Raw genomic sequence first — 21,452 nt, 5'->3', positions numbered from 1 at the left:
GCACATGGTCAGGGGCGCTGGTCCTTCTTGTCGACGATGGCGCGCTCCAGGACCGCGGTGACGGCCGCGACCGATCCGGCCTTGATCACGCCGTCGCAGCCCACGTCGAGCTTGCTCTTGACGTCCTTGAGTTGCACCGACCGGGTCCCCAGGGGAAGCCATGTCTTGCTGTTGAAGATCAGCTCCTGTCGGTAGGCCCCCTTCCCGTGGACGAACCCGACGGCGGTGCCGTGCCGCCCGGCGGCGTCCACGGAGTCCTTCACCAGGACAACCCCGGGGATCTTGGCGACCGCCCGGTAGAGCGCGGCGCCGACCTCAGGGGGCAGGATGCTCTCCAGGGCCAGCCCGGTCGCTGTTTTGAAGGCGTAGTACGCGTCGCTGTACCCCTCCTTGCCGGTGTTCTGCTCGTAGAGCCAGGCGAGCATCTTGTCGGGGTCGGTGGGGAGCTTCTCCCAACTGCGGTAGAAGTTCCCGGAGTCCGGGTCGGGGTGGACCGGCAGGGCGCCGACCCCGGTGCTCCGCAGCAGCCCCTCGCGCCGGCCGTCGACGGACGTCCAGATCTCCCTGTTCTGCAGCGGCCCGGCCGTCGCAACCTTGCAGGTGCGCTCCGAGACGCCCCACGCTTCTTTGGACTTGATGTAGGTGAACTGGTCGTCGCGCACCTTGGGCACGTCCTGGTGCTCGGCGACGAGGGCCGCGTCCTCCAGGAGTTGGGTGACCGCCGTGGAAGGATGCGCGGCGGGCGGGACGAAGGAGTCGCCGTCGGACGACAGCACGGCGAACGTGAGGGTCACGGCGGTGACCGCCGCGACGGCTCCCGCGACGAGGGCGGGGCGCAGCCAGGGGCGGCGTACGGGCTTCTTCTCTTCCTGCCGGATCTCGGTCATCAGATGCTCCCTGAGCAGTCGGTGACGGCCCGGCGGAAGGTCCTTCTCGGGTAGCTGGTTCATCGGTTTCCCTCCCTCAGGGGCCTGACCGCGGTGGTGCGGTCATCTCTCATCTGTCCGACCGTTTGGGAGAGTTCCATATGTTTCGCGAGTGTCGTTCTCGCGCGAGAGAGTCGCGACCGCACGGTCCCCACCGGCACCCCGAGCGCCTCCGCGGCAGCCGCGTAGTCGAGCCCCGCCCACACGCACAGCGCCAGCACCTCCCGCTCGGCCCGCCGCAGCCGCGCCAACGCGGTTCGTACGACGGCCAGTTGCGCCGCATCGTCGAGCCGCCCTGCGATCTCGTCGGCGAAGTCCCGCACCGCCTCCGCACGCGGTAGCCGGGCGACGGCGGCGGCATGACGACGGGCCGCGCGGCGGGTGTTGCGCGCGACGTTGGTGGCGATGCCCAGCAGCCAGGGCCGTAGCGAGCCGCCCTCCTCGTCGACCTTCGCCCGCAGCCGCCACGCGTCGAGAAAGGTCAGCGAGACGACGTCCTCGGCGGTCGTCCACTCCCCGGTGAGCCGGTAGGCATGGTTGTAGACGGAGCGTGCGTACGCGTCGAAGAGGTCACCGAAGGCATCGTGGTCCCCCGCGCGAATCCGTTTCCGCAGATTCGTATCCACGCCCCTCTATCTGTCCGTACGACGAAGGCCGGTTCCCATGACTGAGGTCACAGGGAACCGGCCTTCACCGTAAGGGGGTCACGCCCGCGTGCTACACCCCCGCGTAGGAGTGCTTGCCGGAGACGAAGATGTTCACGCCGTAGTAGTTGAACAGCCAGCAGCCGAAGGCGAGCAGGGCCAGGTAGGCGGCCTTGCGGCCCTTCCAGCCGGCCGTGGCGCGGGCGTGGAGGTAGCAGGCGTAGGCGACCCAGGTGATGAACGCCCAGGTCTCCTTGGGGTCCCAGCCCCAGTAGCGGCCCCACGCGTCGCCCGCCCAGATCGCGCCCGCGATGATCGTGAACGTCCACAGCGGGAAGACGGCGGCGTTGACGCGGTAGGAGAACTTGTCCAACGAGGCCGATGCGGGCAGGCGCTCCAGGAAGGACGTGGCGAAGCTGCCGGGCCGGCCGCCGTTCGCGAGCTTGTTCTCGTAGGAGTCCTTGAAGAGGTACAGGATCGTGCTGACCGCGCCCACGTAGAAGACCGCGCCGCACAGGATCGCCGTGGAGACGTGGATGTACAGCCAGTACGAGTGAAGGGCGGGAACCAACTGGTCGCTGGCGGTGTACAAGACAGTGACGGCGATGCCGAGATCGAGGAGGACCGACGTGATCAGGAACAGCCCGAGCCAGCGCACGTTCTTCCTCAGCGCGAGCAGCGTGAGGTACACCCCGACGGCCACCGTGGAGAAGGTGATGTTGAACTCGTACATGTTGCCCCACGGCGCCCGCTCCACCGAGGCCGCGCGGGCGATGACCCCGGCGAGCTCGATGAGAAAGGCGAGCACCGTGAGGGACACGGCGATACGCCCGTAGAGGTCCCCCTGCTCGTCCCCACCGTGCGCTCCGGGCCCGTCCGGCACATCCCGCTGACCGGCCGCGGCCCGCACGACGACCTTCGGCCGTTCCAGTACGGCGGTGGAGCCGCCCTTCTTCACCGTGACGGCCGGCCCCTTCGCCTTGCCGTCCGCCCCTTCGGTCAGCGCGGCGGCGGTACGGCCGATCTTGCTGCGGCTACCGAAGATCCATTCGGTGATGTAGGCGAAGAAGGCCAGGGTGTAGACGGCCATCGCGGAGTAGATCAGCGTGTTGCTGAGGTTCGCGAGATGTTCGTTGGTGGCGGCGGCCAGATCCGTCGCGGCGGCGAGAGTCACTTCTCATGCCCTTCGGCAGGTACGACGTGGGGTTCGGGGGTATCGGTGGGGTCTTCGTCTGCTTCGGGCGCCCCTGGCGCCTGGTCGTACAGGATCCCGGCGAGGTCGCCGAGTTCCTCCGGCACCTTCGCGGACTCGCTGCGGCCGAGGCCGGCCATCTCGACGACCGTCACACCGTCGGCGCCCTTGACCGCGCGCACCCACACCCGGCGGCGCTGGATGAACAGGGAGCCGGCGAGGCCGAAGATCGCGACGATCGAGCCGGTCAGTGCCCAGTCGCTGGCGGGCTGGCGGGTGACCTGGAAGTTGGCCCACTCCGCGGTGGACTCGTAGGTGATCGAACCGGCGCCGCCCGGGAGCTTCATGGTCTCGCCCGGCTTGAGGTTCTCCCGCTGCTGCTCGCCCTTGGAGTCCTTGAACTCCTTCAGATGGGACTTGTCGAGCTGGTAGACGCTCTGCGGGATGCCCGCGTCGACCCCGAGGTCGCCGTAGTAGCCCGCGAGGTTCAGCACCGGGTTGTTCAGTGCCGGGAAGGTGGAGGCCGTCTCGCTGCCGGTCGTGTACGTCGGCAGGAAGAAGGCCTCGAAGCCGAGCTGCTCGCGCACACCCTTGGTGTTGCGGTAGCCGTCCATGACCTTGATGACACCGGAGGAGGTGATGTTGTTGTCCAGCGGAAGGAGCGGGACCGCGTCGCGGTAGACGACCTTGCCCTTGCCGTCGCGGACCGTGATGACGGGCGCGTAGCCGTGGGCGGTGAGGTAGACCTTGGAGTCGCCGATCGCCATCGGCTTGTTGACCTTGATGATCGTCCGCTTGTCCTTGCCGTAGGCGCCCACGCTGTAGCTGACGTCGGCCTGGAAGGTGCGCGCGGTGCCGCGGTTGGGGCCGCTGGTCTCGTAGGTGCCCTGGAACTTGTTGAGGGTGAAGCTGAACGGGTCCAGCTCGTCCTGGGTGAAGAGGGTGCCGGACTTGAAGTCGTCGTACTGCGTGAGGGTGTTGGAGAACCCGTCGCCCTCGACGACCAGCTTGTTGCCCTCCATCTTGAACAGCTGGCCCCAGGCGAAGGCGATCAGCATCACGATGAGCGCGATGTGGAAGGCGAGGTTGCCGACCTCCCGCAGATAGCCCTTCTCGGCGGCGACGTTGTCTCCGGCGAGGTGGGCGCGGAAGCGGCGCTTCTTCAGCAGGGTGAGCGCGGCCTCGCGGACCTGCTCGGGCTCGGCCTCGGTGCGCCAGGTGGTGTAGGCGGGCAGCCGGGTCAGCCGTTTCGGGGCGCCCGGCGGGCGGCCGCGCAGCTGGCCGACGAACTGCCAGGTGCGGGGCACGATGCAGCCGATGAGGGAGACGAACAGCAGGATGTAGATCGCGGAGAACCACACCGAGCTGTAGACGTGGAAGAGGCCGAGCTTGTCGTAGACGTCCCCGAGGGTGGGGTTGGCGTTACGGAAGTCGGCGACCTTCGTCTCGTCGGTGCCGGACTGCGGGATCAGCGAGCCGGGGATCGCGCCCAGCGACAGCAGCAGGAGGAGGAGCAGTGCGACCCGCATGGAGGTGAGCTGCCGCCAGAACCAGCGGACCCAGCCGATGACGCCCAGCGAGGGCAGGTTGGGGGCGTCCTCCACGGGGGCGGTGGAGAGCTGGGAGCTCGCCGCGCCCAGGTCCTCGTCACCGGTGGCCGGGGCCGGGTCGGACCCGGTCTTCGAAGTCGTGCTCATCGATTCAGATCCCCACAGTGAAGCCGTTGGACCAGACTTGCATCTCCTGCACGAGGCGGTCCCACGCGCCCGTCAGCAGCAGCACACCGGTCAGGATCATCATCGTGCCGCCGATGCGCATCACCCAGACATAGTGGCGCTTGACCCAGGCGAAGGCACCGAGAGCCTTGCGGAAGGCTACTGCGGCGAGCACGAAGGGGACGCCGAGGCCGATGCAGTAGGCGACCGTCAGTATGGCGCCGCGGCCCGCGCTGCCCTCGTTGGCCGCGAGGATCGTCACGGAGGAGAGGGTGGGGCCGAGACAGGGCGTCCAGCCGATACCGAAGAGCGCGCCCAGCAGAGGTGCACCGGCGAGCCCGGTGGCGGGCTTGGTGTGGAAGCGGAACTCCCGCTGGGTGAGCCAGGGCATCAGGCCCATGTAGAAGACGCCCATGAGGACCATCAGGACGCCGAGGATCTTCGTCAGGACGTCCTTGTTGTCCTGGAGGTTCGAGCCCCAGTAGCCGAACAGCGCCCCGCCGGAGACGAACACGACCGTGAAGCCGAGTACGAACAGGGAGGCGCCGGCGACCATCCGCCCGCGCCGGGCGTCGGCCAGATCGGTACCGCTGACCCCGGTGACGTACGACAGATAGCCGGGTACGAGCGGCAGCACGCACGGGGAGAAGAAGGAGACGAGGCCGCCGAGCACGGCGATGGGCAGTGCCAGCAGCAGGGCGCCGTGCAGCACCGTGCCGTTGGTCGTGGCCTCGGCGAGCGTGGCCGTCGCGCTCACGTCACTTCTCCGCGAGGACGGGCTTGATCATCCCGGTCAGCGTCTCCTCGCTGAGCGCCATGAGTGCCCGCGCGGCGATCTTGCCGCTGCGGTCGATGACGAGCGTGGAGGGGATCAGCTGCGGGTTGAGCGTGCCCTTCTCGAAGCGGAGCATCTGCTTGCCCGTCGGGTCGTACAGGCTCGGGAAGGTGACCCCGAACTCCTTCTCGAAGTTGATCGCCGAGGTGGTGTTGGTGTCCCGGGTGTTGATGCCGACGAACTGGACGCCCTGGTCCTTGAGCTTCTCGGAGACGGCCTGGAGGTTCTTCGCCTCGGCCCGGCAGGGGGTGCACCAGGAGCCCCACACATTGACGACGAGGATCTTGCCCTTGTAGTCGGCGGTGGAGAGCTGCTCGCCGTCGATGGTCTTGCCGGAGAGCACCGGGGCGGCGTCCCGCTTGCCCTGGGCGACCGTGTCGACGCCGTCGTTGCCGGTGATGAAGTTGGTGTCACCGCTGCCGCCGACCTTGCCGCCGGAACTGCACGCGCTGAGGGTCAGCGCGGCTGCGGCGGTGAGCAGTAGGGCACGACGGTTGGTGCGGGTCAGGGCACTCATGTGAAAAGTTTCGCATGCCCGTTCTGGGGATCTTGCGCACCCCCCTTGCGGGCGGAAATCCGCATATCAGGCGGCGTTCGCGGAGCTCCCCGAGGTGCTGCCCGCGCTGCTTCCCGCCGTGCTCTTCGAGCCGTCCTTCAGGAAGGAGTTCCAGCCACCGACCGGCGCCTGCCCGACATCGAGCGTCCGCAGCTTGGCCAGCACCTCCGGCTTCTGTACGTCCATCCAGTCGACGAACTGCCGGAAGGAGACCATGCGTACGTCCTCGCCCTTCTCCTTCTCCGCCGCGATGTGCTTCAGCGCCTCCTCGACGGAGTCCATGTAGATGCCGCCGTTCCACTGCTCGAAGTGGTTGCCGACGAAGAAGGGGGCGCGGTTGCTCTCGTAGGCCCGCTGGAAGCCGGCTATATAGGCCCCGGCGGACTGCTCACGCCAGGCCGGGTAGTTGTGGGCGGGCGCGTTGGTGGAGTTGATCGACTGGTTGGCGAGCATGTTGTAGTCCATGGAGAGGACCTCGAAGCTGCGCCCGGGGAAGGGGATCGCCTGGAGCGGCAGGTCCCACAGCCCGTCCTTCTTCTCCGGCCAGACCTGGCGGCCGCCGGGCGAGGAGGCGTCGTAGCGCCAGCCGAGCTCGCGCGCGGTCGGCAGCAGGTTGTCCTGGCCGAGGAGGCAGGGCGTACGACCGCCGACGAGTTCCTTGTCGTAGTCGAACGGCAGGGCGGGCAGCTCGGTCCATCCCGTGTTGGTCCGCCACTCCTTCACGAAGGCCTTGGCCTGGTCGATCTCGCTGCGCCACTGCTGGGGCGTCCAGTTGCCGACGGTGCCGGAGCCGGCGCAGAAGTGGCCGTTGAAGTGGGTGCCTATCTCGTGCCCGTCGAGCCAGGCGCGGCGGACGTTGGTCAGGGTCGCCTTGACGTGTTCGTCGGTGAGGTAGCCGATGTCGGAGGCGCCGACCGGGTTGTTGGGCGGGTCGTAGAGGCGCTTCTTCGACTCGGGCAGGAGATAGAGCCCGGACAGGAAGAAGGTCATGTGGACGCCGTGTTCCTTGGCGAGGTCCAGGAAGCGCGGGAAGAGTCCGTTGCCGACCTCGCCGGCGCCGTCCCAGGAGAAGACGACGAACTGCGGCGGCTTCTGGCCCGGCTCCAGCGGTTCGGGCCTGGCCGGCTGGTGGGGCTGCTTGCCGGTGTAGGACGTGGAGCCGTCGCCGAGGGGGCGGGCGCGGTGCGCCTGGGCAGTCGGCTTGCTGCCGGTGGAACCTCCGGCATGGCTCGGCCCCTCTGAGGGGGTGAGGGTGCCGCAGCCCGCGAGCCCGAGGGCGGCCGCACCACCCACACCGAGTCCGAGTGCTCCCCTGCGGGTGAGAGTGCGCATGACATCCCCGTTCGTCACGTCCTGTGAAGTGGTCACCCATTCAGAGGACGCGACGAACGGGAAGGTTCCTCCCGATCACAGCGGATTCAGCAACAAATGTAACGAGCGTGCGTTAAGCGCCCCTTCGGGGGCACGGGGAGCTGTGCGACGACTACGCCCCGAACGCCTTGTCCTTGCCCTTGACCGGCTTGGCCCCGGCCCGGAGATGCGCGGGCACCAGGTCGATCGCGGGCTCGCTGTACCCCACCGACACGATCCGGTCGCCCTGGTACGTGAACGTGGTCAGCGAGGCGAGCGTGCACTGGCGTCGGCGCGGGTCGTGCCACAACCGCCGCTTCTCGACGTAAGAGCGCACGATCCAGATCGGCAGCTGATGACTGACCAGCACCGCCTCATGCCCGCGCGCGGCGTCCTTCGCGGCGTCCAGCGCACCCATCATGCGGACGACCTGGTCGACGTAGGGCTCACCCCACGACGGCTTGAAGGGGTTGACGAGGTGCTTCCAGTTCTCGGGCCGCTTCAGGGCCCCGTCGCCGACGCCGAAGGTCTTGCCCTGGAAGACGTTGTCCGCCTCGATGAGCCGGCCGTCGGTCGCGAGGTCGAGGCCGTGCGCCTTGGCGATCGGCGTGGCCGTCTCCTGCGCGCGCTCCAGAGGGGAGGAGCAGACGTGGGTGACGTCCCGGGGGGCCAGGTGCTCGGCGACCCGGTCGGCCATCTGCCGGCCCAGTTCGGACAGGTGGTAGCCGGCGAGACGGCCGTAGAGGACCCCGTCGGGGTTGGCGACCTCGCCGTGCCGCATGAGGTGGACGACGGTGATGTCGCCGTTGGTCTCGGAGATGCTCACGCCTGGGCCTCCGCCGCGGCTCGGGCCGCCGCCGGGAGGGCGTCGGCGATCTTCTGTACCGCCCGCTCGTCGTGGGCCGTGGACACGAACCAGGACTCGAAGGACGAGGGCGGCAGATAGACGCCGTCGGCGAGCAGCGAGTGGAAGAAGGCGGTGAAGCGGAAGGACTCCTGCTTCTTGGCGTCCTCGTAGTCCCGCACCTCACGGTCGGTGAAGAAGACGGAGAACATGTTGGAGGCGTTCTGCACCCGGTGCGCGACGCCTTCCTTGGTGAGCGCCTCGGTGACGAGCGACTGGATCCGCGCGGACACGGCGTCGACCTTCGCGTAGGCGGCGTCGTCGAGCAGCCGCAGCTGGGCGAGGCCCGCGGCGGTGGCGATCGGGTTCCCGGAGAGGGTGCCGGCCTGGTAGACGGGTCCGGCGGGCGCGAGGTGCGCCATGACGTCCTGCCTGCCACCGAACGCGGCGGCGGGGAAGCCACCGCCCATGACCTTGCCGAAGGTCATGAGGTCCGGCTCGACGCCGTCGATCCCGAACCAGCCGGCGCGGCTCGTCCGGAAGCCGGTCATGACCTCGTCGGAGATGTAGAGGGCGCCGTTCTTCGAGCACGCGTCCTTGAGGCCCTGGTTGAACCCGGGCCGCGGCGGTACGACGCCCATGTTGCCGGGCGAGGCCTCGGTGATCACACAGGCGATCTCGCCGGGGTGCCGGTGGAAGGCCTCGTGCACGGCTTCGAGGTCGTTGTACGGCAGGACGATGGTGTCGCCGGCCTGGGCGCCGGTGACGCCGGGCGTGTCGGGAAGGGCGAAGGTGGCCACACCGGACCCCGCCGCGGCGAGGAGCGAGTCGACGTGACCGTGGTAACACCCGGCGAACTTGATGACCTTGGTGCGCTGGGTGAATCCGCGGGCGAGCCGGATGGCCGACATGGTGGCCTCGGTGCCGCTGGACACCAGCCGCACCTGCTCCAGCGGCCCGATCCGCGCGACCATCTCCTCGGCGAGCGCGACCTCACCTTCACCGGGCGTACCGAACGACGTACCGCGCGAGACGGCGTCCTGGACGGCGGCGATGACCTCGGGGTGCGCGTGCCCGAGGATCATGGGCCCCCAGGAGCAGACGAGGTCGACGTACTCACGCCCGTCGGCGTCGGTCAGGTACGGGCCGGTGCCGGACACCATGAACCGGGGCGTACCGCCCACGGCGCGGAAGGCGCGCACCGGGGAGTTCACGCCGCCCGGTGTGACGGTGGCCGCACGGTCGAACAGTGCCTGTGAGGCAGGCGCATCGTATGAATAGGGCGTTTCGCTCATGACCTGCGACTTCTCCGACTTCTCGGACTCCGGTTGCCGACTTTCCTCCTCAGGGTAGGCCAGCGGTCCCGGCCGACAGCGGCCTGTGGTCCGACGGCATCTGCGAAACTGGGAGCTGTGGGAGCTGATAGACACAGCTCGTGCGGCCCCTGGTGTTCGGGTGCTGCGAAGATCCTGCGGACAGGTGTTTCAACGCACGTTTCGGCGGGCGGCCGTGGGGGAGGTCACTGACACGATGATCGGGTTGCGCGGCGGGGACCACGCGTCCTAGAAAAGCAGTCGGGTGGAGATATGCATCGCGGTGGCGGACTGGGCGAGGGGACTGATGACCTCGGTCCTCGACGTGCCCGGCGGGGAAGGCACCGGCGCGACGCGGAGGAAGCCGCAGAATCACGGGTACCGAGTGAGACGGAGCAGGACGAGCGACGTATCGAACGTCGGATCGACCGGCTGAGGGCGGGGAGCAGGAATGGTGGTCGGGTGGGGGTGACGTACAAGTACTTCGGCGCGCCCGACGGCGCGACCGCGGCCCGTGTCCCGATCTCGATGCGCCCCGAGGAACTCGGCGGCGACGAGCTCGGCATGAACGGCATGTTCACCAAGATCAAGCCGGAGACGATGGCGGCGATGGTCCTCACCGGCATAGAGGGCGTCCCGCTGCACAAGGTCCCGCCGCTGGAACTGGTCGTCCTGCACCCCGACTACGCGGTCGTGAAGCTCCCCATGACGGTCGTCGACCCGCTGCGCGGCATAGGCGAGGAAGCGGTGGGCGCGGCGGCGTTCATCTGGTCGACGGTCCCGGACCGCGGCGGTCCGCGGGACGCCTTCAACGTGTACCAACTGCTGCACGAGTGGCAGGACTTCAGCCACCGGCTGCATGAGGCGGGGCATCAGCCGTACTGCCTTGTGTGGCCCTGACCTGGGGTTTCAGTGGTTGTCGGGCGGGGTTCCGGACCCCGCCCTCGTCATGTGCGGGGAGCGCCGGAACCTCCAGCGCGTCCTCGCCCGCGTCACCTTGGGCGTGGGTCAGTCCTGGTCGGACGCGTCGCCGTAGACGTTGCCGGGGCTGACCACCTGGGTGATGGCCCGGCCGAGCAGGGTGCTGGGATTCTCGCCGTTCGAGGCGATGTCGGTGTTGAGCAGGATCACCATCGTCGCCTTCTGGGCGGGCAGGTAGACCGTCAGGCTCTGGTAACCGGGCAGGGAGCCCGCGTGGCCGATCCACCCGTGGTTGATGTCGATGCCCAGCCCGTAGGCGTCACCCGGCGCGCCGGTGGGCAGCGCGTCGAGGCGCTTCGCCTGGGTCTGCGGGGTCAGCAGTCCGCCTGTCGCGACGTTCTTCGCCCAGGAGCGCATGTCGTCGAGGTTCGAGATCATCGCGCCGGCCGCCCAGCCCCAGCTGGGGTTGAAGTCCGTGGCGTCCGCCACCGTGCCGTCCGGCGTCTGATCGGTGTAGCCGTGGGCGCGCGGCCGCGGGAACTCCGCCGCCTTGGGCAGGAAGGTGTGGTCCAGGCCGCTCGGCTGCGTGATCAGATCCCGGATCGCCTTGCTCAAGGGACGGTGAGTGACCTTCTCGACGACCAGGCCGAGCAGCACGGTGTTGGTGTTGGAGTAGTCGAACTGCGTGCCCGGGGGGAACTGGTTGGGGTGCTCGAAGGCGATGCGGAGCAGTTCCTTCGGCGACCACTGGCGATGCGGCTCGGTCGCCAGCAGGTGCTGGAAGTCCTCGTCCTTGGTGTAGGCGAACAGGCCGCTGCGCATGTTCGCGAGCTGACGCAGCGTGATGTGCTCTCCGTCGGGCACTCCGTCGACGTACGCGGAGATCGGGTCGTCCAGGCCGACCTTGCCTCGGTCGACGAGCTGGAGCAGCGCGGTGACGGTGAAGGTCTTGGTCTCGCTGCCGATCCGCATGTTCAGGTCGGTGCGCATCGGGGTGCAGTCTTTCGTGTCCGCGACGCCGAAAGCCCGCACATAGCGCGGCTGTCCGGGCTTCCAGACGCCCACGATCACTCCAGGGACACCGGCGTCCGCGGCCGTCTTCTGGATCACCCGGTCCAGTTCCGCCGCGGTCGTGTCCCAGGGCTGTGACGCGGCGGCCGACTCGCTGGGAACCGGTACGGCCGCTGCGGCAACCGGGGGCAGGGAGGCCGCCGCGCAGGCGGAGATGACCATCGCGATGCTGAGCAGGGCAGTTCGGCCCGTCCGGATGCACATGCGTTCTAGGTAAGTTCCTCCAGATCTTTGCCCGCAGCGCCACGCCGCCCCCCGGCGCGCATTCATCCGAACGCCTCGGGACGAAGCGGTCGCACATCCAAAGGCCAAGTCCGACACGGAAATGCACGAGGCGTCCTGCCGCGGGACACACCGAGCGAGGACTCGTTGGTCGATGCGGCTGGACGGGTGCAGTTCGGCACCTGAGTCCGGCGACCTCCAACCGGAGCGGCACACCGCCGGATTACATGGGCCTGCGTCTCGGCGCGGGGCGTGCCGGTGTCCTTCACGGCCCCGGATCCGACGAATGAAAGAGCGCAATGGCAGAGCGCGACCCTCGCAACCGCACTGGCCGCAGCCCGCTACTTCGCGGGCTCGCCGCTGCCGTGCTCGCGGCCGGCATGCTGGCGGCCTCGACAGGAGCCGGACACGGAGCCGGCATGGCCACCGCGGCGCCCGGCGCACAGTTCACGCCGTTGACGGCGGCAGTGCTGACCAAGCCGACGCCGTTCGTCGCCACGGACGGCAAGACGCACATCTCGTACGAACTGCTCACCACGAGTGCCCTGCCCACCAGCACGTCGCTGCGGCTCGACCGTGTCGACGTCCGAGACGCCCGCACGCATCGGGTCGTCGGCTCGCTGAGCGGGCAGGCGCTGGCCGATGCCGCCAATCCGGTCGGCGACCCCCTGCCGGGTGCGGACGGGTACACCCCCGCACCGCCGGGGCCGACGCCGACCGTCATCCCGGGCTCCCAGAAGTGGATCATCTGGCTCGACCTGGTCCTCGACCGGGGCCGGCCGGTGCCCAAGGTCCTCGAACACCATCTCACCGGTGCCGTCCTGACCCCCTCCGGCCCCTCCGCCTTCGAGGAGACGGTGCAGGCCACCCGGACCGGCCGTACCCCGCCGTTGAACCTGGACCCGCCGGTCCGCCCCGGCACCTGGTACTCCAGCGAGTCGTGCTGCGGCAACACCCACCACCGGCGCGGCCTCGCCCCGATCAACGGTCGCTTCGATGTGCCGCAGCGCTTCGCGATCGACTGGTACCGGGTCGGCAGGCAAGAGCAGACCTGGGAAGGCGACCCCACCCGGCTCTCCAGCTATCTGAGCTACCGGCAGCCGGTCGTGGCCTCGGCCGGCGGCAGAGTGGTGGAGGTCCAGGACGGGATCCCGGACAACACGCCGCCCCTCACGCCGCCCATCCCGCCGATCGAGAACACGGTCGGCAACCACGTCACCGTGCAAGTCGCGCCGGGCCGCTATCTGCTCTACGCGCACCTGAAGCCCGGCTCGCTCAAGGTCCGGGAGGGCGATCGCGTCGAAAGCGGCCAGGTCCTCGGGCTGATCGGCAACAGCGGCAACTCGACCACGCCGCACCTGCACTTCCAGGTGATGACCACGGCCGAGTTCTTCCCGACCGACAGCCCGCCGTTCACCTTCCGGCAGTTCCGCGTCCTCGGCCAGGTCGAACCCCGGCTCTGGGACGACAACCTGGGTGTGCAGCCGACCGGCGTCCTGCCGATCACGCCCTCGCCCTACGACGGCCGTCACCATGCGCGGTATCCGCTCGACCGCGAGGTGCTGAAGTTCTGACCGGGTTCCGCCGGGCCCACGGCCGGGCGCCGGCCACCGCGGCGTAGGGCTCTGCAAGAGCCCGGGCAGGGAGAAACCCCAGGTCATTGACCTGGGGTTTCTCCCTGCCCGGACCCGGTCGCGCCTTCAGTAGGCCCGTTGTGCGGCGGCGGCCAGGCGGGTCAGGGTCGCGCGCTGGTCGGGGGTCCACAGGCGGGGTGCGGTGTGGTGGACCGACACCACACCGATGAGCCCGCCGTCGCCGGAAGCCAGCGGCATGGACATCACCGACCGCACGTCCGCGCCGAGCACGACGTCCAGGGCCGGTGTGCCCAGGAAGATCTCCGAGGCGGCCACCTCTTCCACGAAGACCGGTGCCCGGTCCTCGGCGGCGGCGCCGCAGGCAGACTCCCGGTCGCCGACCGTCTCGAAGAAGGTCAGGAACGGCTCGCGGAAACCGCGCTGGGTCACGATCCGCAGGGCCCCGGTGTCGGGGTCGTACAGCTGGGCGTTGCCCATCGGCGCCCCGGTCAGCCGCAGCGCCTCGATCAGGAAGCCGCGCAGCAACTCACCGTGCAGCCGCATCGCCAGGCCGTTGACGACGGGCGCCGAGCCGCGCTCCAGGTCCAGTTGGTCGATGTGGCCGGTCATGCGGAGGACGCGCAGTACCGAGCTGTGCGCCCGCTCCACGCTCACCGCGCGTCCCTCGGCGGACAGATGCCGGGAGAAGGCGAGCAGCGCGTCGGCGCCGGCCGAGTCGCAGAAGGTGACCCGGCCGAGGTCGAGGGCCACCCGCCCGGCGTAGGTCTTCACCTGGGGCAGCGTGTGCACCAGCACGGGCAGGGCGTGCATGTCGAGCTCGCCGGCCAGCCGGACGGCGACGTGCTCATTGACTCCGACGACGGCCGCGCGCACCGGGCCACGCAACTCCGACCAGGTCATAGCTCCTCGCCACATCCGGTACGTACAGGACCAAGGTATCCGCGCAGCGTCGTCCTGACAGCCCATCGAGGAGGTCGGCTACGATCGCCGGGTGAACTCGTACTGGCACGTCGTTCTGCCGCCGCTCTGCGCCTGACCGGGCGCGGACACTGAGAACGGTTTGATTCCGGCCCCGACCGGCTCGTAGCAGCCGTCAGGGGTTTTGTCGTGCGCCCGTTTCGGATCCAGTCCCAGACGCATTCGACGACGGAAGACCACGACTGTGCCGAACCGCACGATCTCCCTGCCTCTCGCACGCCCTTCTCGCGCCGGTCGCCTCGGCGGCCCCGCGCCCATCCTCGTCTCGGCCGTCCTGTGGGGTACGACCGGGACCGCCGCCTCGCTGGCGCCGGCCGGCGCACCCGCCGCGGCCATCGGCTGCGCCGGGCTCACCCTCGGCGGGCTCCTGCTGTTCCTGATCTCGCCGGGCGCCCGCTCACTGCCGGCCGCGTGCACGCGCGGCGAGCGGTGGCTGCTCGTCCTCGGGGCACTGGCGGTGGCCGGGTACCCGGTCACCTTCTACCCGGCGGTCGCCCGGACCGGGGTGGCGGTGGCCACCGTGATCGCGCTGGGCAGCGCACCGGTCTTCGCAGGCCTGCTGTCCTGGCTCACCGGAGGGGCCCGGCCGACCGCACGCCGGGCCGCCGCCACCGGGGCCGCCGTGCTGGGCTGCGCCCTGCTCGTACTGGGCCCCGAACTCACCGGAACGGCCACACCGATGGACCTGACGGGCGTCGCCCTCGCGACGGGCGGGGGACTGTCGTACGCCGTCTACTCGCTGATCGGTGGCCGGCTCATCACGCACGGGCACCCGTCCGACGCGGTGATGGGCGTGCTGTTCGGCACGGCCGGGCTGCTGGTGCTGCCGCTCCTCGGGTACGTCGACACGCACTGGCTCACGACCTCCCGCGGCGCGGCAGTCACGGCGTACCTCGCCCTCTTCACCGTCTGCCTGGCCTACCGCCTCTTCGGCCACGGCCTGCGCCACACCTCGGCGTCCATGGCCACCACCCTGACCCTCGCGGAACCCGCCGTCGCGGCGGTCCTCGGCGTCACCCTCCTCGGCGAGCACCTGACGACCGCGTCCTGGTGCGGACTGGCCGTCCTGGGGACGGGGCTGGTGCTCCTGACCGTGCGGCCGGCCGACGCCGAAGGCTGAGGCCGCGCCGGCCCGCGCCCCGCCGGTTCAGGCGGCGGGGTGCGGGTCCCGTGAGGTCAGCCTGCGGGCGAGAAGGCCCAGCAGCGCTGCGTTGACGAGCCCGCACAGGACCGTGCCGGCGGTGAAGAACAGCGGGGTCAGCCAGCTGAGCGAGGAGTCCACGTCGGGTGCCAGCCCCATCAGCGGCAGGTTGACGAGCATGCTGAGCGGGGCGGTGGCCATGATCGCCCAGATCCCGGCGAACCCGGGGTCGGGCGACAGGTACACGGCCCACAGGAAGACCCCCAGCGACGCGGCGACCACCGCGAGATAGCCCCGCGCGAGCCAGTTGTCGACGGCGGGCGCCAGCAGGGCTCGGATCCTCGGGAATCGGGGGCGTGCGGTACGGGCCATGTCGGTGCCTTTCTCTGCGAGTCTCTGCGAATCTCTACGAATCTCTGCGAAGGGTGGAAGAGGTTCAGGCGTGCCGGGCATCGGCACGGACGTCCCGGACGTGATGGGCGAGCGCGCCCACCACGGCGGCGTTCACCAGAGCGCACGCGAGCAGCCAGGCGCCCATGCCGACGGAGGCGGCCACGACGGCCGGCCCCCCGCTGCCCTCGGTGACACCGGCCCCGAAGGGCACGACCGCGCTCAGCATGGACAGCGGCTCAGTGAGCAGCACGGGAGCCATCGCGTACACACTGTCCGGGAACAGGAACGCCACCGGCACGGAGGCGGCGAAGACCGCCAGGTACCCCCGGCCGGCCCAGTTGTCCGTGGCGAGCGCGAGCAGCCTCCGCGGCCACGCGGCACGGCCCGGACGCGAGACGTTCGCCATCGCGGATCCCTTCGGTTCGGTCGTTGTCACTGTGTGTCCCACAGTGGCCCGGCGACCGGCGGCGGGGCATGAGTACGGGTGCTCATCTCCGCCTGGGTGTCCGCCCCCGGTCGGTCAGGGCGCGACCCAGTAGGTGCGCGTGTTGGTGAACTCCCGGATGCCGGCGGCCGCCAGCTCCCGCCCGTAGCCGCTGCGCTTGGTGCCGCCGAAGGGCAGCCGCGGGTCGGAGGCCACGACCGCGTTGACGAAGGCGGCCCCGCTGGTGACGCGGCGGGCCAGCGCGAGACCGCGGGCGGGGTCGGCCGTCCATACGCTCATCCCGAGCCCGTACACGCTCGCGTTCGCCAGCCGTACGGCATCCTCGTCGTCGCGTGCGACAGCGATCGCGGCCAGCGGTCCGAACGTCTCCTCGTCGAAGGCGGGCATACCCGGGCCGGTGTCCGCGAGGACGGTGGGCTGGAACCAACAGCCCGCGCCGGGAAGTGACTTGCCCCCGGTCAGCAGCCGTGCGCCCGCCGCCACGGACTCCTCCACCTGCCGCTGGACCGCCGCCCGCAGATCGTCGCGGGCGAGCGGTCCGACCTGGGTGGCCCGCTCCCGCGGGTCCCCGATCCGCAGCCCCCGCACCCCTCGCACGAAGGCCTCCGTGAAGGCGTCGGCGACCGCTTCGGCGACGACGAACCGCTTGGCGCACACGCAGCTCTGCCCGGAGTTGGTGAACCGCGCCCGCACCGCGGCCGCCGCGGCCAGGTCTGCATCGGCGTCGTCGAGGACCACGAACGCGTCCGAACCCCCCAGCTCCAGAACGGACTTCTTCGCCGCCCGCCCGGCCGCCGAACCCACCGCCGCGCCCGCCCGGTTGCTCCCGGTGAGGGTGACGGCGGCGACCCGGTCGTCCTCGACGAGCCGCGCGGTGACCTCGGGGACGTCCGCGTCCGCGACGACCAGCGCGGTCACCAGGTGCTCGGGAAAACCGGCGGCCACGAACAGGTCCTGGAGGGCGAGCGCGCTGCCGGTCACGTTGGAGGCGTGCTTCAGCAGTACGCCGTTGCCCGCCACCAGCGAGGGTATGGCGAAGCGCATGACCTGCCAGACGGGGAAGTTCCACGGCATCACGGCCAGCACGAGCCCGAGCGGTTCGTACGCCGCCCAGGCCCGCGCCCCCTCGACCGCGACCGGCTCGTCGGCGAGGATGCCGGGCCCCTGGCGGGCGTAGTACTCGGCCGTCACCGCCGACTTCTCGATCTCGCCCTCGGCCTCGACGACCGGCTTGCCCATCTCGGCGACGACCAACTGGGCCATGGAGTCCCTGTGTTCACGCAGCAGCCGGGCCAGGCCCCTTGCCCGCGCGGCCCGTTCGGCGACCGGCACGAGCGCCCAGTGCCGGGCGGCGGTGTGCGCGCGTTCCACGGCGGTCTCGACGCGTACGGCGTCCCAGGGCCGGTATCGCGAAATCTCCTCGCCCGTGGCCGGGTTGACGGTTCTGATCATGAGGTGGCCGCCCCGCCCTTGTCGTGCTCGGAGAGGTGCGCGAACGTCTCGCCGGTGGCGGTGATGGTGCGGGTGACGTCCCGGCCGCCGTAGACCCAGTAGATCCGCATGACGCCCTCGCCGCGGTTGAGGAACCGGTGCGGGACGCCGGCCGGCACCCAGGTGGCCTGGCCGGCGGTCAGGTCGAAGAACTCCCCGTCGATCTCCGCGGTCGCCTCGCCTTCGAGGATCAGCACGGACTCCTCGACGTTGTGGCTGTGCAGGGGCAGTCCGGTGCCGGGCTGGAAGACGGTCTGGCCGGTGGTGATGACGGCCGACCCCGAGTTCCACTTGCCGACGTAGGGGATGGTGGCGACACCGCCACCGCGGTCGAAGCGTTCGACGTCCTGCGGGTCGATGACCAACGTGCACATGGCGGAGCTCCGTTCAGGAGTGGTGGAACAGACGGCGGGAGAGGGTGTTGACCTGGCTGCCGGGCACGACGTACCGGCCGACCGCCTCGCGCCAGACCTTGAAGTGGGGTGCGGCGCGGTGGGCGTCGACGGCGGCCTCGTCGTCGTAGATCTCGTGGAAGACGAAGTGGTGGTCGTCGGCGAGGTCGCAGACGACGTCGAAGTAGTGGCAGCCGGGCTCGTCGGTGAAGGTCCGCTCGGCGTTCTCCTCGATGGCGGCGAGGAAGCCGGCGCGGTGGCCGGGGACGACCTGGAGGGATACGGTCAGCGCGATCATGCGGGGAACTCCTCGCCTGCGGGAAGGGGTACGGCGGTCGTGGCGGCGATCGCCGCGAGCGAGGCCCAGGTGTCGTCGACGACCGTGATGCCCTCGCGGCGCAGCCGCTCGGCGGTGCGGGTCTCGGGTTCGCCGGGGACGAGGACCTCGGTGGCGCCCGGGGCCAGGGGCGTGGACCTGGTCTCCTCGACGAGGGCCTCCATCCGCGCCCCGAACTCGTCCGGGTCGGCCATGGACGCGATGTCGACGCAGATCAGCAGATGGCCGACGCCGCTGCGGCCGGTGCGGTGGTAGGGGCCGACGACCGCCGAGCCGAAGGCGCTGCCCGTCAGGACCCCCGCGAGGACGTCGAACATGAAGGAGATGGCGTAGCCCTTGTGGCCGGCCATGGGCAGGATCAGCCCCTCGACGGCCCGCCGCGGATCGGTCGTGGGCGTCCCGTCGGCGTCGGCCGCCCAGCCCTCGGGGATCGGCTCGCCGCGCTCCTTGGCGTGGTAGATCTTGCCGCGCGCGACGGCGGTGTTGGCGATGTCCATCACGACGGTGCCCTGCCGGCCGCCGGGCGCGGCGATGGACCACGGGTTGGTGCCGAGCCGCTTCTCCCGGCCGCCCCAAGGGGCCATCGCCGGGCTGGAGTTGGTGGCCAGCAGCGCCACACAGCCCTGGGCGGCGGCCTTGCGGGTGAAGTAGGCGGCGGTGCCGAAGTGCCCGGAGTTGCGGACGGCGACCGCGCTGATCCCGTGCCGGCGGGCGCGCCGCACGCCCTGGGTGACGGCGTGGTCGGTGAGCACCTGGCCGAGTCCGTCGTGGCCGTCGACGACGAGGACGGCGCCGTTGTCGCTGACGGTCTCCGGGGCGGCGACGGGGGTGGTCGCGCCGCTCGCGAGACGGTCGAGGTACCAGGGCAGGCGCAGCATCCCGTGGGAGGGGTGGCCCCACAGCTCCGCGGTGACGAGGGTGTCCGCGAGGAGGTGGGCGTCGGAGGGCGGGACGCCGTGGGCCTCGGTGGTGGCGGCGGCGAACCTCAGGAGGTCGGCGGCGCCGACGGTGTGGGGCATGGGAGGGCCTCCGCGTCGAACGACATGATCGAATCCATTACTGCATCCATTGCTGTATCCGCTCCTGTATACAGCAATGTATCCAGAGAGGCCACACCCTGTCGTACGACGGGTTTCAGCCGGTTTCTACGACGGTTTCAGCCGGTGACGTCGACCCGGACGTCCAGATCCTGGCTGGTCAGACTGTCGATCAGCGCCTGAAGGGTCTGCGCGAGATGGTGCCGGCAGCCCGCCTCCGCCGCCTGCGCGTCCCCCTGCGTGATCGCCTTGAGCATCGCGCGATGCTCCTCCAGCGAGGTCAGCATGCGGCGCGGCCCGCTGTGCGAGAGGTGCCGCAGCCGCACGGTCTGGCTGCGCAGATCACGGATGGTCCGGGCGAGATACGGATTGCGGCAGGCGGCGATGACGGCCTGGTCGAAGCCCTCGGACAGGTCGTAGAACTCCTGGTACGACCGCGCCTGCGCGCCGGCGTCCAGCGCCCGGAACGCCTCGTCGAAGGCATCGAGGCGCTCCAGCAGCCCCCGGAACGGCACCAGCACCCGCTCGTCCGCCGCCCCCGCCGTCGCGACCGACGCTGCCGCCCGGGGCTCCAGAAGCATCCGGAACTCGAAGAGCGCCCGCACCCCGCCCAGCGAGATCGCCGCCACCCGGGCCACCTCACCGGGCGCGAAGTCGACCAGCCCCTCCCCCGCGAGCCGCCGGATGGCCTCCCGCACGGGTGTCCGCGAGGCCCCGAGCTCCTCGCCCAGCTGCACCTCGCTCAGCTTGGCCCCCGGCCGCAGCCGCAGTGACTCGATGTCACCCTTCAGCCGCTCGTAGACGGCCTCGCTCTTACCAGTCGCCCGGGCCATGAGGCTCCTTGTCCGTCCTGCCGCGTACTTGTCTGTATACAGGCTACGGCCACCCGGTGACCTACGGTTTCGATGCCGCGCGGTGGGGCCTCACGATGAGGTCTCGCGGTCAGGCTTCGCGGTCAGGAGGTGAGCGCCGCCCGGCCGGTCGGGGTCAGATGCCCGTGGCGCCAGGCCGACAGCGCGAAGACGGCCGGGAGCTGAAGGGTGAGCAGCGCGAAGATCAGCATGAGGAAGGCGGAGTCGGCGGGCGAACCGTCGTAGGTCACGGCCTCGGCGGCGGTGACCAGCAGCAGGACGAGGGCGTACAGACCGGTGTCGATGCCGGCCGTGCTCCAGCGCGACAGCGGCGGCAGCAGCAGCCGCGCCTCGACCAGTACGACGATCGCGACCAGCGGGAAGGCGAGCCGGTCCGGGGTGAGGAGCACGTTCATCACCCAGTCCCTCGAAGGGAGTTCGGGACTCCACAGGAAGTTCCCGACCTCCCCCACGGCCAACGAGACGAGCGTGACGATCGCCGCGTACGACACCGCACTGCGCCAGGATGTGAACATGGACGGCTCCTTACCCCGTGGGCCGAGACGACCCACTCGACCCACTCAAGAAGATCGCCGAACGGGCCCGCCGGTTCCCGTCACTTCGTCTCCACCGTCCGCAGCACCGTCAGCGCCAGCGTCCGCGCGACCGCCACCACGTCCCGCACCGACACCCGCTCCCGCGCACTGTGGGCGACCTGGATGTCCCCCGGCCCGAACTGCAACGTCGGAATCCCGGCTCCGGCGTACAGACGCAGATCACTCCCGTACGACGCCCCGCGCTCCCTGAGCGGCCCGCCCCCGGCGTCCGCGTGCGCGCCGCGGATCACGCCGGGCAGCGGATGCCCCTGCGGCAGCCGGCCGCTCGCGAACTGCCCACCGGGCCAGGTCACGTTGACCGGATGGCCGGCCAACCAGGCGTCCTGGGCGCACACTTCGGCCACGCACCGCTCGAACGCGGCCCGCGCCGCCGCCGGGTCCTCCCCCAGCCGCACCCCCAACCGCCCCTCCGCGACCAGCAGATCGGGCACGCTGCTCGCCCAGTCCCCCGAGCGCAGGGTCCCCACGGACAGGGCGTACGGGATCGGGTACTCCGTCATCAGCGGATGCGGCTCCCGGTTCCGCTCGGCCTCCAGCCGCCCCAGCGCCCGGTGCAGCGGCAGATAGGCTGTCTCTTATACACATT

Annotated in this window: 22 protein-coding genes and 1 pseudogene; 3 read left to right on the top strand and 20 right to left on the bottom strand. The window is 70.3% G+C overall.

Annotation, left to right across the window (positions count from 1 at the left end; translation table 11 throughout):
* Positions 1-8: 8 nt before the first annotated feature.
* From HLK59_RS10940 to hemL, 9 genes are all read right to left on the bottom strand, one after another.
* A complete protein-coding gene (locus tag HLK59_RS10940; RefSeq protein WP_171141148.1) occupies positions 9-950 on the bottom strand; it encodes a CU044_5270 family protein in 942 nt (313 codons plus the stop codon).
* On the bottom strand, positions 947-1,552 hold the full coding sequence (locus HLK59_RS10935) for an RNA polymerase sigma factor (RefSeq protein WP_171141147.1): 606 nt from the start codon (positions 1,550-1,552) through the stop codon (positions 947-949). Before HLK59_RS10935 ends, HLK59_RS10940 begins: the two co-directional genes overlap by 4 nt.
* 91 nt (positions 1,553-1,643) lie before the next feature.
* Positions 1,644-2,744 (bottom strand): c-type cytochrome biogenesis protein CcsB, encoded by a 1,101-nt coding sequence (ccsB, locus tag HLK59_RS10930; RefSeq protein ID WP_171141146.1) that lies wholly within the window; start codon positions 2,742-2,744, stop codon positions 1,644-1,646.
* Positions 2,741-4,459 (bottom strand): cytochrome c biogenesis protein ResB, encoded by a 1,719-nt coding sequence (locus HLK59_RS10925; RefSeq protein WP_171141145.1) that lies wholly within the window; start codon positions 4,457-4,459, stop codon positions 2,741-2,743. Before HLK59_RS10925 ends, ccsB begins: the two co-directional genes overlap by 4 nt.
* Positions 4,460-4,463: 4 nt before the next feature.
* Positions 4,464-5,234 (bottom strand): cytochrome c biogenesis protein CcdA, encoded by a 771-nt coding sequence (locus HLK59_RS10920; RefSeq protein ID WP_171141144.1) that lies wholly within the window; start codon positions 5,232-5,234, stop codon positions 4,464-4,466.
* A gap of 1 nt (position 5,235) precedes the next feature.
* A complete protein-coding gene (locus tag HLK59_RS10915; RefSeq protein ID WP_171141143.1) occupies positions 5,236-5,829 on the bottom strand; it encodes a TlpA disulfide reductase family protein in 594 nt (197 codons plus the stop codon).
* Positions 5,830-5,895: 66 nt separating this feature from the next.
* Complete coding sequence (locus HLK59_RS10910) at positions 5,896-7,200, bottom strand: hypothetical protein (protein WP_171141142.1); 1,305 nt, start codon at positions 7,198-7,200, stop codon at positions 5,896-5,898.
* Between the two features lie 151 nt (positions 7,201-7,351).
* On the bottom strand, positions 7,352-7,999 hold the full coding sequence (locus HLK59_RS10905; RefSeq protein WP_171141199.1) for a histidine phosphatase family protein: 648 nt from the start codon (positions 7,997-7,999) through the stop codon (positions 7,352-7,354).
* 41 nt (positions 8,000-8,040) lie between these two features.
* A complete protein-coding gene (gene hemL / locus HLK59_RS10900; protein ID WP_171141141.1) occupies positions 8,041-9,357 on the bottom strand; it encodes a glutamate-1-semialdehyde 2,1-aminomutase in 1,317 nt (438 codons plus the stop codon).
* Between the two features lie 480 nt (positions 9,358-9,837).
* Between hemL and HLK59_RS10895 the strand changes: the two genes are divergently transcribed.
* Positions 9,838-10,275, top strand: coding sequence for a hypothetical protein (locus HLK59_RS10895; RefSeq protein WP_003974483.1), 438 nt, complete (start codon positions 9,838-9,840; stop codon positions 10,273-10,275).
* A gap of 108 nt (positions 10,276-10,383) precedes the next feature.
* Here the strand turns inward: HLK59_RS10895 and HLK59_RS10890 are convergent, their stop codons facing one another.
* Positions 10,384-11,571: a beta-lactamase family protein gene (locus tag HLK59_RS10890; RefSeq protein WP_240982336.1), complete on the bottom strand. Its 1,188-nt coding sequence runs from the start codon at positions 11,569-11,571 to the stop codon at positions 10,384-10,386.
* 317 nt (positions 11,572-11,888) lie between these two features.
* On the opposite strand from HLK59_RS10890, the gene HLK59_RS10885 reads away from it, so the two are divergent.
* The gene (locus HLK59_RS10885; RefSeq protein ID WP_171141140.1) at positions 11,889-13,163 is read left to right on the top strand and encodes a M23 family metallopeptidase; all 1,275 of its coding nucleotides are present in this window, start codon (positions 11,889-11,891) and stop codon (positions 13,161-13,163) included.
* 126 nt (positions 13,164-13,289) lie between these two features.
* Here the strand turns inward: HLK59_RS10885 and HLK59_RS10880 are convergent, their stop codons facing one another.
* Positions 13,290-14,084, bottom strand: coding sequence for an STAS domain-containing protein (locus tag HLK59_RS10880; RefSeq protein ID WP_171141139.1), 795 nt, complete (start codon positions 14,082-14,084; stop codon positions 13,290-13,292).
* 262 nt (positions 14,085-14,346) lie between these two features.
* Between HLK59_RS10880 and HLK59_RS10875 the strand changes: the two genes are divergently transcribed.
* Positions 14,347-15,282 (top strand): DMT family transporter, encoded by a 936-nt coding sequence (locus HLK59_RS10875; protein ID WP_171141138.1) that lies wholly within the window; start codon positions 14,347-14,349, stop codon positions 15,280-15,282.
* Positions 15,283-15,309: 27 nt separating this feature from the next.
* Here the strand turns inward: HLK59_RS10875 and HLK59_RS10870 are convergent, their stop codons facing one another.
* From HLK59_RS10870 to HLK59_RS10830, 9 genes and pseudogenes are all read right to left on the bottom strand, one after another.
* The gene (locus HLK59_RS10870; protein WP_171141137.1) at positions 15,310-15,675 is read right to left on the bottom strand and encodes a hypothetical protein; all 366 of its coding nucleotides are present in this window, start codon (positions 15,673-15,675) and stop codon (positions 15,310-15,312) included.
* A gap of 64 nt (positions 15,676-15,739) precedes the next feature.
* The gene (locus HLK59_RS10865; RefSeq protein WP_171141136.1) at positions 15,740-16,102 is read right to left on the bottom strand and encodes a hypothetical protein; all 363 of its coding nucleotides are present in this window, start codon (positions 16,100-16,102) and stop codon (positions 15,740-15,742) included.
* Between the two features lie 114 nt (positions 16,103-16,216).
* Entirely contained in the window at positions 16,217-17,593 is a 1,377-nt protein-coding gene (locus HLK59_RS10860) for an aldehyde dehydrogenase family protein (RefSeq protein ID WP_171141135.1), read from the bottom strand.
* The gene (locus HLK59_RS10855) at positions 17,590-18,006 is read right to left on the bottom strand and encodes a cupin domain-containing protein (RefSeq protein ID WP_171141134.1); all 417 of its coding nucleotides are present in this window, start codon (positions 18,004-18,006) and stop codon (positions 17,590-17,592) included. Before HLK59_RS10855 ends, HLK59_RS10860 begins: the two co-directional genes overlap by 4 nt.
* 13 nt (positions 18,007-18,019) lie before the next feature.
* Positions 18,020-18,322 carry a putative quinol monooxygenase gene (locus tag HLK59_RS10850; protein WP_171141133.1) on the bottom strand — a complete coding sequence of 101 codons (303 nt, stop codon included), beginning with the start codon at positions 18,320-18,322 and terminating at the stop codon, positions 18,020-18,022.
* Entirely contained in the window at positions 18,319-19,380 is a 1,062-nt protein-coding gene (locus HLK59_RS10845) for an Ldh family oxidoreductase (RefSeq protein WP_171141132.1), read from the bottom strand. The genes HLK59_RS10850 and HLK59_RS10845 overlap by 4 nt, the downstream gene beginning before the upstream one ends.
* A gap of 137 nt (positions 19,381-19,517) precedes the next feature.
* The gene (locus HLK59_RS10840) at positions 19,518-20,231 is read right to left on the bottom strand and encodes a GntR family transcriptional regulator (RefSeq protein WP_171141131.1); all 714 of its coding nucleotides are present in this window, start codon (positions 20,229-20,231) and stop codon (positions 19,518-19,520) included.
* A gap of 122 nt (positions 20,232-20,353) precedes the next feature.
* Positions 20,354-20,785 (bottom strand): hypothetical protein, encoded by a 432-nt coding sequence (locus tag HLK59_RS10835; protein WP_171141130.1) that lies wholly within the window; start codon positions 20,783-20,785, stop codon positions 20,354-20,356.
* A gap of 80 nt (positions 20,786-20,865) precedes the next feature.
* Positions 20,866-21,435 (bottom strand): annotated as a pseudogene (locus tag HLK59_RS10830) (peptidase M20); the annotation flags it as partial.
* Positions 21,436-21,452: the final 17 nt, after the last annotated feature.

Origin of the sequence: Streptomyces sp. S3(2020), from assembly GCF_013044505.1 — a bacterium.
Classification (GTDB): Bacteria; Actinomycetota; Actinomycetes; order Streptomycetales; family Streptomycetaceae; genus Streptomyces.
The sequence above is the reverse complement of the archived record's forward strand: the minus strand, read 5'-3'. Positions and strand labels throughout refer to the sequence as shown.